This window comes from Halalkalibacter nanhaiisediminis (assembly GCF_007830185.1).
Taxonomy (GTDB): domain Bacteria; phylum Bacillota; class Bacilli; order Bacillales; family Bacillaceae_D; genus Halalkalibacter; species Halalkalibacter nanhaiisediminis.
This window is the reverse complement of record NZ_VLKZ01000019.1, coordinates 1-13,696: the sequence shown is the minus strand read 5'-3', so window position 1 is coordinate 13,696 and position 13,696 is coordinate 1. Positions and strand designations below refer to the sequence as shown.

Below are 13,696 nucleotides of genomic sequence, written 5' to 3'. Positions count from 1 at the left end.
TGAGACAGTTCGGTCCCTATCCGTCGCGGGCGTAGGAAATTTGAGAGGAGCTGTCCTTAGTACGAGAGGACCGGGATGGACACACCGCTGGTGTACCAGTTGTTCCGCCAGGAGCATCGCTGGGTAGCTACGTGTGGACGGGATAAGTGCTGAAAGCATCTAAGCATGAAGCCCCCCTCAAGATGAGATTTCCCATGGAGTTAATCCAGTAAGACCCCTTAGAGATGATGAGGTTGATAGGTCTGGTGTGGAAGCGTGGCGACACGTGGAGCTGACAGATACTAATCGGTCGAGGACTTATCCAAAAACATTCTTGATACGTTGTTTCTTGCATCACGATGAAAGGTGGCTTCGCTAAGTGCGTTCACGTCCTGTGAACAACGCCAAGTACCTACGTCGTGTAGGCATTATCTAGTTTTGAGAGAATCCATTCTTTCAACATAGTTGAACAAAGAGAATCTTTATCTCATGTTCAAAAGTCTGGTGGCGATAGCGAAGAGGCCACACCCGTTCCCATGCCGAACACGGTCGTTAAGCTCTTCAGCGCCGATGGTAGTTGGGGGCTTCCCCCTGTGAGAGTAGGACGTTGCCGGGCGATAAAGCACAATCCAATAGGGTTGTGCTTTTTATTGGTTATAAACAACTATCTATTCATTTCAAGAGCTAATTAAATGAGAACTTAAACGTAAACGTCTTCATTTTGACAAACCTCTTTCTCTTAACCCTTCTTCAATCCTTTTTCTATCCACTTCCTCTATCCAATCGTAGTATTTTTCGTAAAGTGCGCGTATTCGATCTGCTTCAAGGGCTATGACTTCACACCCACTGTCATCATAGATAAAGAAAATAATATCTTTTGTGATGTTCACAAAGAAAACATCTGGGTAAGCGATGGAGTACTTCAAAAATCTTAGCTTTAATGGAAAGTCTTCATTGCAGGCTGCTTTAAGTAATTCATTTACACGTAAATCTTCTCGTTTACACAATAAGGAAAATTGTTGCATCTCGTATTCTTCTGCTTCGTCTAACTCGAATGGGTAAGGAGAAGACTTCACCTGAATTCGATGTAAATAATTTTCACACTTAAGAAACGGTTGATATACCTTCAGTCTTCTTTTACGTTTTTCAGTTTTATGTTTATACAAATTCGTTACAAGGAATAAGTCATCATTTTGTTCAAAAAATTCATTGAAAATTGAGCGGGTTTGGACAATATTGAGCTAGAGCCATACATGCTGAATTAACACATTGAACTGAAATCCAGTCACTTGTAACAAAATATTATATAAAAGTTTGCTCAAAGTTTATCTGGGTAAACTAATTAGTTAAAACGACTTCATTTGTTTTAGTTCATACGCTTATACAGGCTTCCTCTCACTCTAATAGACTGTATTAACAAAAGAGAAAGGGTGAAGGATGCATGGGCAAAAAAAATAAGAAGGGTAAGAATTGGCATTGTTGTGATTGCTGTAAATGTGAAAAGAAACGTAAAAAGGATGATTGTCACTGTAACAAGAAGAAGTGTTTTGACTGTGACTGCTTTGAGAAGAAGCATCACAGTTGGAATTGGAATGATGAACATGATCATTATTGTGACTGCTTTAAGAAGAAACATTATGATGATGATAAGAAAAAACATTATAATGATGATTGGGATGATAAGAAGGATCATGAATGTGATTGTCATAAAAAGAATTTTAACCATTCATACGATAATGATAAAAAGAATGATCATGGTTGCTGCTTTATTAAATGTCATTGCTGTTGCTACAAAAGATACTGCTAGTGAAGTTAGTTCACCAGTTATTACTAAAAAAATGAAAGTACCGAGGTATAAACACTCGGTACTTTACTAAACCTCTTACGTTTTTAAAAAAATTGCTTACAATATCTTACTCAAAAATGATTGTGTACGAGGGTGTTGGGGATGATCAAATATTTGTTCAGGTGTTCCTTCCTCCATAAATACACCTTCATCAATAAAAAAAACTCTATCTCCCATTTCTTTCGCAAAGCCCATTTCGTGTGTGACAACGACCATTGTCATCCCTTCTTGAGCCAATTCTTTCATGACCTCAAGTACTTCTCCAACTAATTCAGGATCTAAAGCAGATGTCGGTTCATCAAACAACATCACTTTTGGATTCATAGCTAAGGCTCTTGCGATAGCGACGCGCTGCTTTTGTCCTCCAGAAAGACTGTCAGGATATACGTTAGCCTTATCTGCTAATCCAACTTTCTCAAGTAATTGGTAAGCTATTTTTTCTGCTTCTACCTTTGAGAATTTCTTTACTTTGATAGGGCCTAACGTAATATTATCTAGAACGGTCATGTGAGGGAAGAGATTAAAATGTTGAAACACCATTCCTACACGTGATCTTACATCATTTATGTTCACTTTTGGGTCTGTTAAGTCACTTCCATCTACTATAATTTGGCCCGATGTTACATCTTCAAGTAAATTTAAACACCTTAAAAAAGTACTTTTACCAGAACCAGATGGACCGATAACACAAACAACTTCTTTTTCATTTATTTGAGTAGTAATACCATTTAACACTTTCGTTTCACCAAAAGATTTATGAAGTTCATTTACTGTAATCACTAAACATCTAACCTCCGTTCAATATAGCGTAGTATTAACATCGCTGGAATCGTAATAATTAAATACATAACGGCAATCATGAAAAAAGGCTCGAAATATGTAAATGTTGTACTAGCATATTGTCTCCCTTGATACAAGACTTCTCCAACAGCGATAACAGAGAAAAGGGAAGTATCTTTTAAACTAATAATAAATTGATTCCCAAGTGCGGGGATCATGCGTTTTAGTGCTTGTGGCCAAATAATATAACGCATTGTTTGGGAAGGAGTTAATCCTAAAGACCTACCCGCTTCTCTTTGACCTTTATCAATCGATTGGACACCACCACGAACAATCTCTGCGATATAAGCACCTGCGTTAAGGGCAATGGCAATGATGGAAGCTGTTATTTTATCTAAATTAATACCCATTAGGTCAGATAACCCAAAATAGATAAATAAAATTTGCACAAGGATTGGCGTTCCTCGAATAATTTCAACATAGACAGTGGCTATCCCGTAAATCAATTTATTCTTAGATAATCTACCTAAACCCGTAATTGCTCCTAACACAAATCCTATCGCAACCCCGACAAATGTGATAAGAAGGGTTAATTTTATACCTTCGATTAAATATGGAATGACATCGATAAAATGGTTACTCATTTCTTCACCTCTACTTCTATTCTTTTATAGTAAAAAAGCGTGACAAGAACAGACTTGTCACGCCTTAATTGAGAACTACATTCCTTCTGGACGCTCGCCAAACCATTCTTCATAAATATCGCCATACGTACCATTTTCCATTAAAGTAGCAAGCGCTTCATCAACTTGTGCTTTTAATTCAGATCCTTTTGGGAATGCGATTCCGTATTGCTCACCAGTTAATAAGTCCCCAACCGGGGTAATTTCTCCACCAGTTTCCGTATCTGCATAGTAAAGAACATTTGGAACATCATACAATGCAGCATCTGCACGACCAGATAATAAGTTCTGATACGCTTCGGTAATTTCAGGGAAAGCCTCTACAGTAGCTTCAGTATTACTATTTAAGTAGTCTTCACTAGTTGATCCAGAACGTGTAGCAACAACTTTACCGTCTACATCATCAATCGACTGAATTTCTTCATTGTCTGCACGAACAGCTAGAATTAGACCAGCATCATAGTAAGGCTCTGAAAAATCGATCGATTCTGCTCTTTCTTCTGTGATTGTCATTCCAGCAATAGCCATGTCAAAACGCTCTGAAGCGATTGCTGCAATAATTCCTGCGAATTCCATTTGTTCAAATTCGACATTGAACCCTGCTTCATCAGCAATTGCTTGCATCAAATCAATGTCAAAGCCGACAAGCTCACCCGTTTCATTATCAAGGAATTCAAATGGAATGTAGTTGTTATCGGTGGCCACGAGGTATGTATCTTGATCATCTGATGTAGCATCTGTCTCACCTTCAGCTTCTCCATCCATTTCTTCCCCATCAGGAGCTTCTTCTGCAGGAGTTTCTTCTGCTGGCTCGTCAGTTCCTACATCACTACTCCCACATGCGACAAGTACTGATAACATGAGAGTAAGGAATAGATAAAATAACCCTTTTTTCATTTTTATTCCCCCTTTTTATATTCAGATCCTATTTTGTCAATAAGATCCAACAATTTTTATTATACCATAAATTATTAGTTATTTCGTAATATTATATATTATTAGAAATTATCTGACATGAAAATTTGGATAAATGATTATTCTAATGCCTGCTGCAAAGGGAGTTGATTCGAATGTAGATTGTGAATATCTTTAAAATCTACTATTCATTCTTTTGGGTAGTTGGCTTAAAAATAAATTGTAGAATTTTTCCTGATTTGTTGTAGACTTTAAGAAGAGTTTCGGTTAACTACATTTCCATAAGAGAGGGAGCTACATGACTAAAACCATCAACACATTAAATGAATTTATTTCGAAACGATTGTCTATTTTTATTATTTGTGCCGCGGTATTTACTTATCTTTCACCTATTTATTTAAAAGTAGAATCATGGCTACCAAGCTTGTTGCTTGGTGTGGTGATTTTTTTTACTGGACTATCAATGAACGTTGAAGCGATTAAAGACATTCGTATAAAGCAAAAAGAGCTTGTTTTAGCTACACTATTAAAGTGGACATTGACGGTGTTGATTTCATTAGGATTAGCATTTGCTTTGTTCAGTGAACATACTGAGCTTGCAGCTGGTCTCATTTTATCTGGAACAGTGCCTAGCGCGACTGCGGCTACTTTGTATACTTTTTTAGCAGGAGGGAATACATCATTAGTGATCGCCGCTTCTTTGCTAGATATTGCGATTAGTCCAGTCGTTACACCACTAGCTATGCTTGGTTTTTCTAACGAGATCTCAATTTCTTTTTTAAAATTATTGCAATCCTTTTTTATGATTGTCATTCTTCCAATTAGCTTAGGGGTGCTTGTTCAAAAAACGATTCCAAAAGTCGTGACGCATTCGCTATCGATTACGAAATTTGGATCATCGATGGCTCTGTTACTTATTATTCATACGATTGTTGGTAGTGGAAAGGAAGCGATCACGTCGCAAATAGCAATGCTACCGATCGTATTTATCGCTACGTTCATTCAAGTTGTTTTACCGATGGCCCTTGCGTATGTGATTGCAAGAAGATTGAAAATTGGTGAGAAGGATGCTAGAGGAATATTGTTTCATGCGGGATTATGTAACACAGCACTAGCAGCTATATTAGCGTTTGAATTTATCGGAGAATTAGCAGTTATTCCACCAATTATTAATATGGTTATCAATCTTTCTGTAGGATCATTTTTAGCAAACTATTTTTCTGGCAAGTAAAAATGTTTAAAATACGTTGACAATTATAAGCGCTTACATGTAATATTTTACATATTGAAAGTGACTTTTTAGTATGTGAACAGAGGTGAGACATTGAATTACAAAAATAAAAGCTTGGAAAAAACATTTGAGATTATAGAAGCTTTAAGCAACTCACCATTATCGGCAACTAATTTATCAAAACAGCTTGGCATTAATCGAAGTACATATCAGACAGTGGCTGGCGTGTCATTGCGTTTTGAGATCAAGCTCCTTATTACGTAATTCTTGTTCACTTAGATCAAGGGTTAAAAATAACTGGTCGAACGAATGAGGACAGCGTTCCCATAGGTGATGCTGTTGAATTAGAGGAAATTAAAGAAGGGGCTTTTTATTTTAAGCGGAAACGTCGCTAAGACCGCTCACGTCGTGTGAGCAACACCAAGTACCCTCGTCGTGAGGGCAAAAAAGTCTGATTCTGGTCAAGATTAGAGACTCCAGAATCAGACTTTTCATTAGGTTTAAAATCTTTAAGCCATCTTTCGTTTATGTTTCCACATGATATAGCGATAACGAATCGTACATCCGATACAAAAGCCAAGTAAGGCAAAAAATGCTGCAAGAACGACCATTATACTAAAGGCGTAACCAATTGCTGTCATCCCTAATTGGAACCCTAAGAATGAAATCCCTAAACAAATTGTTGCGATCCATTGGTTGAAAATCTGTTGGTCGCGATCTTCCATCACATATTGAGAAAGAGGTTTTTTTAGAAACTGTTTTCCGATCAGAATGACGATGTTGCGTTTTGTTATTAAGGTTATGACTCCAACGATGAAAGGCACGAGTAATAGCCAATTTGAAAAGATCAGAGCTAACAATACAGTGATAATGATAAATGCTTGATTGGTTTGGACAAGCGGTTTAGGAATACCCATATCCAACCTCCTTGATGAGAAATATATGATTTAAAATTTATTGTAACGAATATCTAAGCAAAAAAGCAACTTAATAGCTTAACGTATGATTAAAGTAGTAAAGTGTGTAGTTGTTTGTTTTCTACATGAGAAAGTTGAAGATGTATGTCATTTCCAAATTAACGAATAAAGGCTAAAGCTTTTACTAAAAGCTTTACCGATTGTCGAGTTTTTCTAGGATTTAGAGAATTATTGTATTTCTGGATGTAACCATTCAATGAATTTAGAAAATGGCGTAACGAGGGGGAGCATAATAAATGAACAAACGAGATTAAAAATTAAACTAGCGTGAGCAAGCTGCATCATCGGAACGTCTGTTAATTTGCTCGTAATAATACTGAGAGAGCCAATAAGAGGGAGAAAGAGCAGTACACCAAATATATTTAGCCAGATATTCGCATAGGCAACACGTTTCGCACTTTTTCCTGAACCGATACTTGCGAGAAAAGCTGTCACGCATGTTCCGATATTTGCCCCAAGCATGATCGCAATTCCAGCAGGTAGACTAAGAATATGGTCATTTATAAAGCCCATTGTGATCGCTATTGTTGCTGTGCTTGATTGAATAATAGCGGTTATTGCCGTTCCAATACCAATTCCGAGTAACTTGTGTTCGTTTGTTAAATCAAAAAATGAGTGAACGGTTGGAATAGAAGCGAGCGGATAGGCAAGTGTTTCGAGTCCATTCATCGCAATAAAAATACAGGCCAGCCCAAATGATAGGCAGCCGATTGAATAAGTATAGGTGGTTGGGATAAGAAGACAAATTAAACCTATGATTAAGAGAGGCAAAATAAAAGATTTTAGATCAAGGGCGAGTAACTCAGTTGTCATTGTCGTTCCGATATTGGCACCTAAGATAATGCCGATTGAATGTCTGAATGTCAAAAGTCCTGTTGAGACAAGTCCAACTGTCATGACAATAATGGCTGAACTGCTTTGAAGAACGGCTGTGGCAATCGCTCCGACAACAAGCCCTTTCCAAGCAGAGTTAGTCACTCGATGTAAAATTTGACGAAATCTATCTTGTCCGATTTGAAGTAGGCCTGCCCTCATGACAATCATTCCAAATAAGAATAGTGCAATAAAAACAGCAAGTAATGAAAACAACTCTTTCATATCTCCTATCACCTCTTTAATAAATCTATGGATAAAGGTGAACAAGCATGACTGAAATAGTAAAAATGATTAATAAGATTGAATATTTGGAAAATTAAATGTATAGTTAAAGGCAAATATAGGATTTTAAAGTTTTTAACGTCTCTCAATATTTAAGTAAAACAAAAATGGAGAGATTTTTTAATTTGAACAAAATAAAGCGCTTACGAAAAATGTAGAGGAGGATCAATGTGGAGAAACGATGGCTTTCATTATATGACGAACGCTTAAGTGAGAATTCAGAGATTTTGAATCGGTCTTTAAATGATTTACTTAATGACTCTGTTGAGCAATTTGGTGATCATACTGCGATCACATTCTTCCGTAATACTTGGAGATATAATGAATTGAAGCAAATGAGTGAAGCAATGGCAGGAGCGTTGTCAGAGGAAGGGTTCCAAAAAGGAGATCGTCTTGCTATTATGTTGCCAAATTGTCCACAATATTTGTTTTCCTTATTCGGAACATGGCGAGTTGGTGGAGCTGTTGTACAAGTAAATCCGATGTATGTAGATCGTGAGCTAAAAGATATTTTAAATGATTCAGAGGCAACGCATATTGTGATTCTTTCCGATCTTTATCCACTGTTTAAAAAGGTACGTCAAGATGTGCCAACAAAAAAAGCAATCGTCGTTGAATTAAAGGGTAATTCTAAGCTAGAGCTAGAAAATGAGGATATGTTTTATCATGATTTTCTGCAAACGATGAAGCAATCTGTTCCTGTTGTTGAGATCAATCCAGCAGAAGATTTAGCTGTTCTTCAATATACAGGAGGAACGACAGGGATTTCTAAAGGTGTCATGCTGACTCACTTGAACTTTATTGCAAATATTGAACAGATGTATGAATTTATGTTCAAAATATTACCAGAGAGGCCTGTGAATGCTAAAGTTATAAATGTACTTCCGTTATTTCATATTTTCAGTATGACGGTTTGCAATTTGTTAACGATTCGCCATGGTGGCAATCAAATTATGATTCCGCGTTTTGATATGCCAGATGTGCTTGAAATAATAAAACACGAGCAGCCATTTCAATTTGCAGGTGTACCGACTATGTATGTAGGATTCAATCAAGTAGGGAAATATGAGACATACGGATTAAATCAAATTCAAAATTATATAAGTGGCGGTTCATCCTTGCCAGTTGAAGCTCTTGAAACATTTGAAAAAGGAACAGGAAGACCGCTTTGTGAAGGGTACGGTTTATCTGAAGCTGCGCCTGTCACGCATTTTAATCCTTCCTTCCGTGAGCGAAAGGCTGGAAGTATAGGGATACCCTTGCCCAGTACGGATGCAAAGGTAGTCAGAGAGACAGATGAAGGCATAGAAGAAGTGGCAGTTGGCGAAGTAGGAGAACTTATTATTAAGGGGCCACAAGTGATGAGAGGCTACTGGCGTAAGCCTGAAGAAACAAGGAACACATTGCGAGATGGATGGTTATTTACTGGAGATCTCGCAAGGATGGACGATGAGGGTTACTTTTATATTGTTGATCGCAAGAAAGATTTGATTATAGCAAGTGGTTATAATATTTATCCGCGTGAAATTGAGGAAGTAATTTATCAACACGAGGGTGTACAAGAAGTGATTGTGATTGGTATTCCAGATGAGTATCGAGGCGAGACGGTAAAAGCATATATTACAAAAAAAGAAACTGCACATTTTAGCGAGAAGGATATCATCGACTTTTGTCGTAAAGGATTAGCAGCTTATAAAGTACCATCAGCAATAGAGATTCGAGATCAATTACCAAAATCAGCAGTAGGGAAATTATTAAAACGAACTTTACGTAATCAAGAATTGGAGCGTCTTAATCCATAGTTGAAAAGTATCTTTTTAAAAGAATAAATTCCTCAATTTAAGTTGACCAATATTATTCATTGTATTATAATATTATAAGACGTGCACTCGAACAGGATGTACGTCCTGAGTTGGTTGTTTCGGAGGGAGGGAAATATAATGGCAGAAACTCGTGTTCGCAAAAACGAATCGATTGATGCTGCACTTCGTCGCTTCAAGAGATCACTCTCTAAAGAAGGAACGTTGGCTGAGGTTAAAAAGCGTAAGCACTATGAAAAGCCTAGTGTTAAACGTAAGTTGAAATCTGAAGCAGCAAGAAAACGTAAGTTCTAATGAATTGAGAGGGTGTTTTCATTGAATCTTCTTGAACGCTTGAATCAAGATATGAAGAATGCGATGAAGAACAAAGAAAAAGTAAAACTCTCTGTCATCCGTATGGTAAAGTCGTCGTTGCAAAACGAGCAAATTAAGCTCGGACGTGAGTTGACGGACGATGATAGCCTTACGGTGCTTAATCGCGAACTGAAACAACGCAAGGATTCCCTCCATGAGTTTGAACAAGCAAACCGTGAAGATTTAGCTTCCAAGCTTCGCGATGAAATCGCTGTGCTTGAGGCCTATATGCCAGAACAGCTTTCCGAAGAAGAAGTATCTAAGATTGTACAAGATACAATTTCTGAAGTAGGTGCCACGACCAAAGTAGACATGGGTAAGGTCATGGGAGCGATCATGCCAAAGGTTAAAGGAAAAGCTGATGGTGGTCTTGTGAATCGTCTTGTGCAACAACACTTATCATAATTATGACACAAACGTCTCATCTCTTGCTAAAAGAGATGGGGCGTTTTTTTGCTTTTTGTAGAGGTTTCTTACGTTTTCATGTTAGAATTTAAGGGGAGTGCATTAGGGGTAGAAAATCATTTTTCTGCAATGCTAATTTTTAAAAAGAAAATGAAACCTATTGTAGAGGTAGTACGTATAGAAAAGTAAGACAACGTGAAAGGAGGGGAATGATGGGGTCTCGACGTCAGCGTTTAGCTATTTCATTAGCTTTTATCGTACTCGCTTGTATCCTCATACCATTTCAAACTCTTGTACATAGCGACCAACATCAAGAGGAAGGGCCGCTTGTCTATTATATCCCAGTAGAACAAACGGTTGAGCGCGGTTTGGCAGCGTTTATGGATAGGGCAATTCAAATGGCTATGGAAGAAGGAGCAGATCACATTATATTAGAGATTAATACACCAGGCGGGGCAGTCGATGCGGCTGGAGATATCGCAAAGTTAATTCAAGAAACGACGATACCGATTACTGCTTTTGTCAATACAGATGCGATATCTGCTGGTGCTTACATTGCTTTAAATGCCGATGAGATTGTGATGGTGTCCAGTGCTAGTATGGGGTCGGCTGCGGTTATTGACGGGTCTGGTAATGCGGCAGAAGATAAAATGCAATCATATTGGTTAAGTAGAATGAAAGCAGCTGCAGAATTAAATGATCGCGATCCGCAATATGCCCTTGCGATGGCTGATGCTCGAATTGATCTACCAGAACTTGGTGCGGGTAGTGGTGATTTGCTTACACTAACGGCAGATCAAGCGCTTGAAGTTGGATATGCTGAAGCAGTTGTCTCAGATCGTGCAGGTCTTCTTGAGTACCTTGGCTTAGAAAATGCGATTGAACGTCACATGGAAGTTAGCTTTGCTGAACAAATTGCTAGGTTTGTAACGAACCCAATTGTTATCCCGATTTTACTATCAATTGGAAGTTTAGGGCTTGTGCTTGAACTGTATTCTCCTGGCTTTGGAATTCCTGGTATTATGGGGATTTCAGCATTGCTATTGTTTTTCTTTGGACACATGGTTGCTGGCTTTGCGGGTTTTGAATCAATGATTTTATTTATCATTGGTTTTGTACTGATCTTAGTAGAGATATTTGTCCCTGGTTTTGGGATATTCGGTTTACTAGGGGTTGGGGCCATTATAGGCGGAATGTTGCTAGCCTCTTATTCAACAGCTTCCATGCTGATGTATATTGCGATTGCTCTTGTTGTAACGGCTGTGGCTGCTATCTTTATTTTCCGCTATTTCGGTCACCGAGGTTTTATGAGAAAAATGATATTAACGGACTCGACAAGCTCAGAAAAAGGCTACATTACAAATGAAACAAGAAAAGAGCTTATTGGAAAGCAAGGTGAGTCACTTACCCCTCTTCGACCTTCTGGTTCTGCTGTTTTTGAGTCAGACCGCCTTGACGTAGTGTCTGAGGGGGGATATATTGAACGGGGTAGGAAAATTGAGGTTGTCTATACAGCTGGCTCGCGTATTGTTGTACGTGAAGTGAAAGAAAACAAATTAGAGGAGGAATAAAAATATGCCATTAGATGCTGGTAATATTACATTATTAATTGGTCTTGCGGTGTTATTGATTTTGCTTGCGGTACTATTTACATTTGTACCAGTTATGCTTTGGATTTCAGCGTTAGCAGCTGGAGTTCGTATCGGAATTTTTGAATTAGTAGGGATGCGCCTTCGTCGAGTTATCCCAGCTCGTGTTGTAAATCCATTAATTAAAGCGGTAAAAGCAGGTATTGATCTTAGTACATCAAAATTAGAAGGTCACTATCTTGCAGGTGGTAATGTTGACCGTGTTGTCAATGCACTAATTGCGGCGCAACGTGCAAATATTGAGTTAACATTTGAACGCGCAGCGGCGATTGACCTAGCTGGTCGTGATGTTCTTGAAGCGGTACAAATGAGTGTTAACCCTAAAGTTATTGAAACACCATTTATTGCTGGTGTGGCGATGAACGGGATTGAAGTAAAAGCAAAAGCGCGTATTACGGTACGTGCAAATATCGACCGCCTTGTCGGGGGTGCTGGTGAGGAAACGGTAATTGCTCGTGTTGGTGAAGGGATTGTATCGACAATTGGTTCAGCTGCAGATCACAAGAAAGTATTAGAGAACCCGGATATGATTTCACAAACTGTTTTATCTAAAGGATTAGATGCAGGAACTGCGTTTGAAATTCTTTCAATTGATATTGCTGACATTGATATTGGTAAAAACATCGGTGCAGAGCTTCAAACAGACCAAGCGGAAGCAGATAAGAAGATTGCTCAAGCGAAAGCCGAAGAGCGTCGTGCAATGGCTGTAGCGAAAGAACAAGAAATGAAAGCCAAAGTTGAAGAAATGCGTGCGAAAGTTGTTGAAGCTGAAGCAGAAGTTCCAATGGCGCTTTCTGAGGCATTGCGCAAAGGAAATATGGGTGTGATGGATTATATGAATTACCAAAATGTGATGGCTGATACGGATATGCGTGGATCCATTAGTAAAGCAACAGATGGAGATGGATCTAACCAGAAGTAATAAATCCTTCCAAAAACTGAAAGGAGGGTGACATTCTATGGATGTATTAATAGAATTTATTGTCCAAAATATTTTCTTTGTAGCAATTGTTATTGGTGGCTTAATAAGCCTGTTTAACCGAATGTCTGGGAATGGACAGCAGGAAGAGCAAAAGCGATCACAACGCCAGCAGAGACCAGTACAAAAACAAGAGAAAGTGGATTGGCGTGAAATTTTTAGGCAGGAAGAAGCCGATACTAAGCCCGCTAGACCACGTCAACCGACATTTGCTGGTTCAGCACAGAGTGAAGACGAAATGAGTCGCCAAGCCACTCCTGTTACTACTCACGTAGAAAACGGAATGGATAACGTGCTCGATGAACAACAGGAACTTCAAGAGCGCTATGAACAGGCTCGTCTTCGTAAGGAAGAAGCGTCTAGGAAAATTAGACAAGAACGTATAAATGAGGGACGTTCAAATGGTGAGCATAGTCGCACTTCAGGGTCATTAGATTTACAATTGAATCGCTTAACAAATAAAGAGGCGATGAAAGCTGTTGTTTGGGCAGAGGTGCTGGGTCGCCCTCGAGCTAGACAGCCTCATAGTACATTTGCTAGAAAACGTTAAAATAAGAAACCTTTTTAAAGTCGTACCAATTGTGGTACGGCTTTATTGTTTTTAGTGGTTTAGAAAACCCCTGGCTATGCCGGGGGTTCAAAAGAGCTTCTAGCGTGGTATTAAAAAAACCTCACTTCATGATAGGATAAAGTTGGTTTCCCGACCACTTCATCTCATCATCGAAGGAGGTATGCCCTGTGAAGGACATGAATAGTTTAGCACACACAACATGGAATTGTAAGTATCACATAGTATTTGCGCCAAAGTACAGAAGACAAATCATTTATGGAAAATACAAAAAAAGCATTGGAGAAATTATAAGAGATTTATGTGAACGGAAAGGTGTCGTTATCCATGAAGCCAATGCTTGTCCGGATCA

16 protein-coding genes and 2 rRNA genes are annotated in these 13,696 nt (G+C 38.5%); 12 read left to right on the top strand and 6 right to left on the bottom strand.

Annotation, left to right across the window (positions count from 1 at the left end; all coding sequences use genetic code 11):
- Positions 1 to 305: ribosomal RNA gene (locus tag IQ10_RS17795) — 23S ribosomal RNA — on the top strand; the annotation flags it as partial.
- A gap of 174 nt (positions 306 to 479) precedes the next feature.
- Positions 480 to 595, top strand: a 5S ribosomal RNA gene (rrf, locus tag IQ10_RS17790).
- A 100-nt stretch (positions 596 to 695) separates the two neighbouring features.
- Here the strand turns inward: rrf and IQ10_RS17785 are convergent.
- The gene (locus IQ10_RS17785) at positions 696 to 1,214 is read right to left on the bottom strand and encodes a DUF3885 domain-containing protein (RefSeq protein WP_144451814.1); all 519 of its coding nucleotides are present in this window, start codon (positions 1,212 to 1,214) and stop codon (positions 696 to 698) included.
- 195 nt (positions 1,215 to 1,409) lie between these two features.
- On the opposite strand from IQ10_RS17785, the gene IQ10_RS17780 reads away from it, so the two are divergent.
- Positions 1,410 to 1,856 (top strand): hypothetical protein, encoded by a 447-nt coding sequence (locus IQ10_RS17780; protein ID WP_144451813.1) that lies wholly within the window; start codon positions 1,410 to 1,412, stop codon positions 1,854 to 1,856.
- A gap of 26 nt (positions 1,857 to 1,882) precedes the next feature.
- Here the strand turns inward: IQ10_RS17780 and IQ10_RS17775 are convergent, their stop codons facing one another.
- The 3 genes from IQ10_RS17775 to IQ10_RS17765 form a co-directional block, all read right to left on the bottom strand.
- A complete protein-coding gene (locus IQ10_RS17775) occupies positions 1,883 to 2,605 on the bottom strand; it encodes an amino acid ABC transporter ATP-binding protein (protein WP_144451812.1) in 723 nt (240 codons plus the stop codon).
- The gene (locus IQ10_RS17770; RefSeq protein WP_144451811.1) at positions 2,605 to 3,249 is read right to left on the bottom strand and encodes an amino acid ABC transporter permease; all 645 of its coding nucleotides are present in this window, start codon (positions 3,247 to 3,249) and stop codon (positions 2,605 to 2,607) included. Before IQ10_RS17770 ends, IQ10_RS17775 begins: the two co-directional genes overlap by 1 nt.
- Positions 3,250 to 3,324: 75 nt before the next feature.
- Positions 3,325 to 4,185: a transporter substrate-binding domain-containing protein gene (locus IQ10_RS17765; RefSeq protein WP_144451810.1), complete on the bottom strand. Its 861-nt coding sequence runs from the start codon at positions 4,183 to 4,185 to the stop codon at positions 3,325 to 3,327.
- A 316-nt stretch (positions 4,186 to 4,501) separates the two neighbouring features.
- Between IQ10_RS17765 and IQ10_RS17760 the strand changes: the two genes are divergently transcribed.
- Both IQ10_RS17760 and IQ10_RS18105 read left to right on the top strand, forming a co-directional pair.
- The gene (locus tag IQ10_RS17760; RefSeq protein WP_242009878.1) at positions 4,502 to 5,434 is read left to right on the top strand and encodes a bile acid:sodium symporter family protein; all 933 of its coding nucleotides are present in this window, start codon (positions 4,502 to 4,504) and stop codon (positions 5,432 to 5,434) included.
- A gap of 93 nt (positions 5,435 to 5,527) precedes the next feature.
- Positions 5,528 to 5,698: a hypothetical protein gene (locus tag IQ10_RS18105; RefSeq protein ID WP_158640075.1), complete on the top strand. Its 171-nt coding sequence runs from the start codon at positions 5,528 to 5,530 to the stop codon at positions 5,696 to 5,698.
- Between the two features lie 245 nt (positions 5,699 to 5,943).
- Here IQ10_RS18105 and IQ10_RS17755 read toward each other — a convergent pair whose 3' ends face one another.
- Positions 5,944 to 6,351, bottom strand: a complete 408-nt coding sequence (locus IQ10_RS17755; RefSeq protein ID WP_144451809.1) for a DUF4395 domain-containing protein — start codon at positions 6,349 to 6,351, stop codon at positions 5,944 to 5,946.
- 228 nt (positions 6,352 to 6,579) lie between these two features.
- Complete coding sequence (locus IQ10_RS17750) at positions 6,580 to 7,509, bottom strand: Na/Pi symporter (protein ID WP_144451808.1); 930 nt, start codon at positions 7,507 to 7,509, stop codon at positions 6,580 to 6,582.
- 230 nt (positions 7,510 to 7,739) lie between these two features.
- On the opposite strand from IQ10_RS17750, the gene IQ10_RS17745 reads away from it, so the two are divergent.
- From IQ10_RS17745 to tnpA, 7 genes are all read left to right on the top strand, one after another.
- Entirely contained in the window at positions 7,740 to 9,371 is a 1,632-nt protein-coding gene (locus IQ10_RS17745) for a long-chain-fatty-acid--CoA ligase (protein ID WP_199757454.1), read from the top strand.
- Positions 9,372 to 9,509: 138 nt separating this feature from the next.
- Positions 9,510 to 9,683, top strand: coding sequence for a 30S ribosomal protein S21 (rpsU, locus tag IQ10_RS17740; protein WP_144451806.1), 174 nt, complete (start codon positions 9,510 to 9,512; stop codon positions 9,681 to 9,683).
- 21 nt (positions 9,684 to 9,704) lie between these two features.
- Positions 9,705 to 10,148, top strand: a complete 444-nt coding sequence (locus IQ10_RS17735) for a GatB/YqeY domain-containing protein (RefSeq protein ID WP_144451805.1) — start codon at positions 9,705 to 9,707, stop codon at positions 10,146 to 10,148.
- 212 nt (positions 10,149 to 10,360) lie between these two features.
- The gene (locus IQ10_RS17730; protein ID WP_144451804.1) at positions 10,361 to 11,719 is read left to right on the top strand and encodes an NfeD family protein; all 1,359 of its coding nucleotides are present in this window, start codon (positions 10,361 to 10,363) and stop codon (positions 11,717 to 11,719) included.
- A 4-nt stretch (positions 11,720 to 11,723) separates the two neighbouring features.
- Entirely contained in the window at positions 11,724 to 12,719 is a 996-nt protein-coding gene (gene floA / locus IQ10_RS17725; protein ID WP_144451803.1) for a flotillin-like protein FloA, read from the top strand.
- 37 nt (positions 12,720 to 12,756) lie between these two features.
- Positions 12,757 to 13,326: a YqfB family membrane protein gene (locus IQ10_RS17720; protein ID WP_144451802.1), complete on the top strand. Its 570-nt coding sequence runs from the start codon at positions 12,757 to 12,759 to the stop codon at positions 13,324 to 13,326.
- Positions 13,327 to 13,523: 197 nt separating this feature from the next.
- Positions 13,524 to 13,696 (top strand): IS200/IS605 family transposase (gene tnpA, locus IQ10_RS17715; RefSeq protein WP_144451815.1); only part of this gene is annotated, 173 nt, incomplete at its 3' end.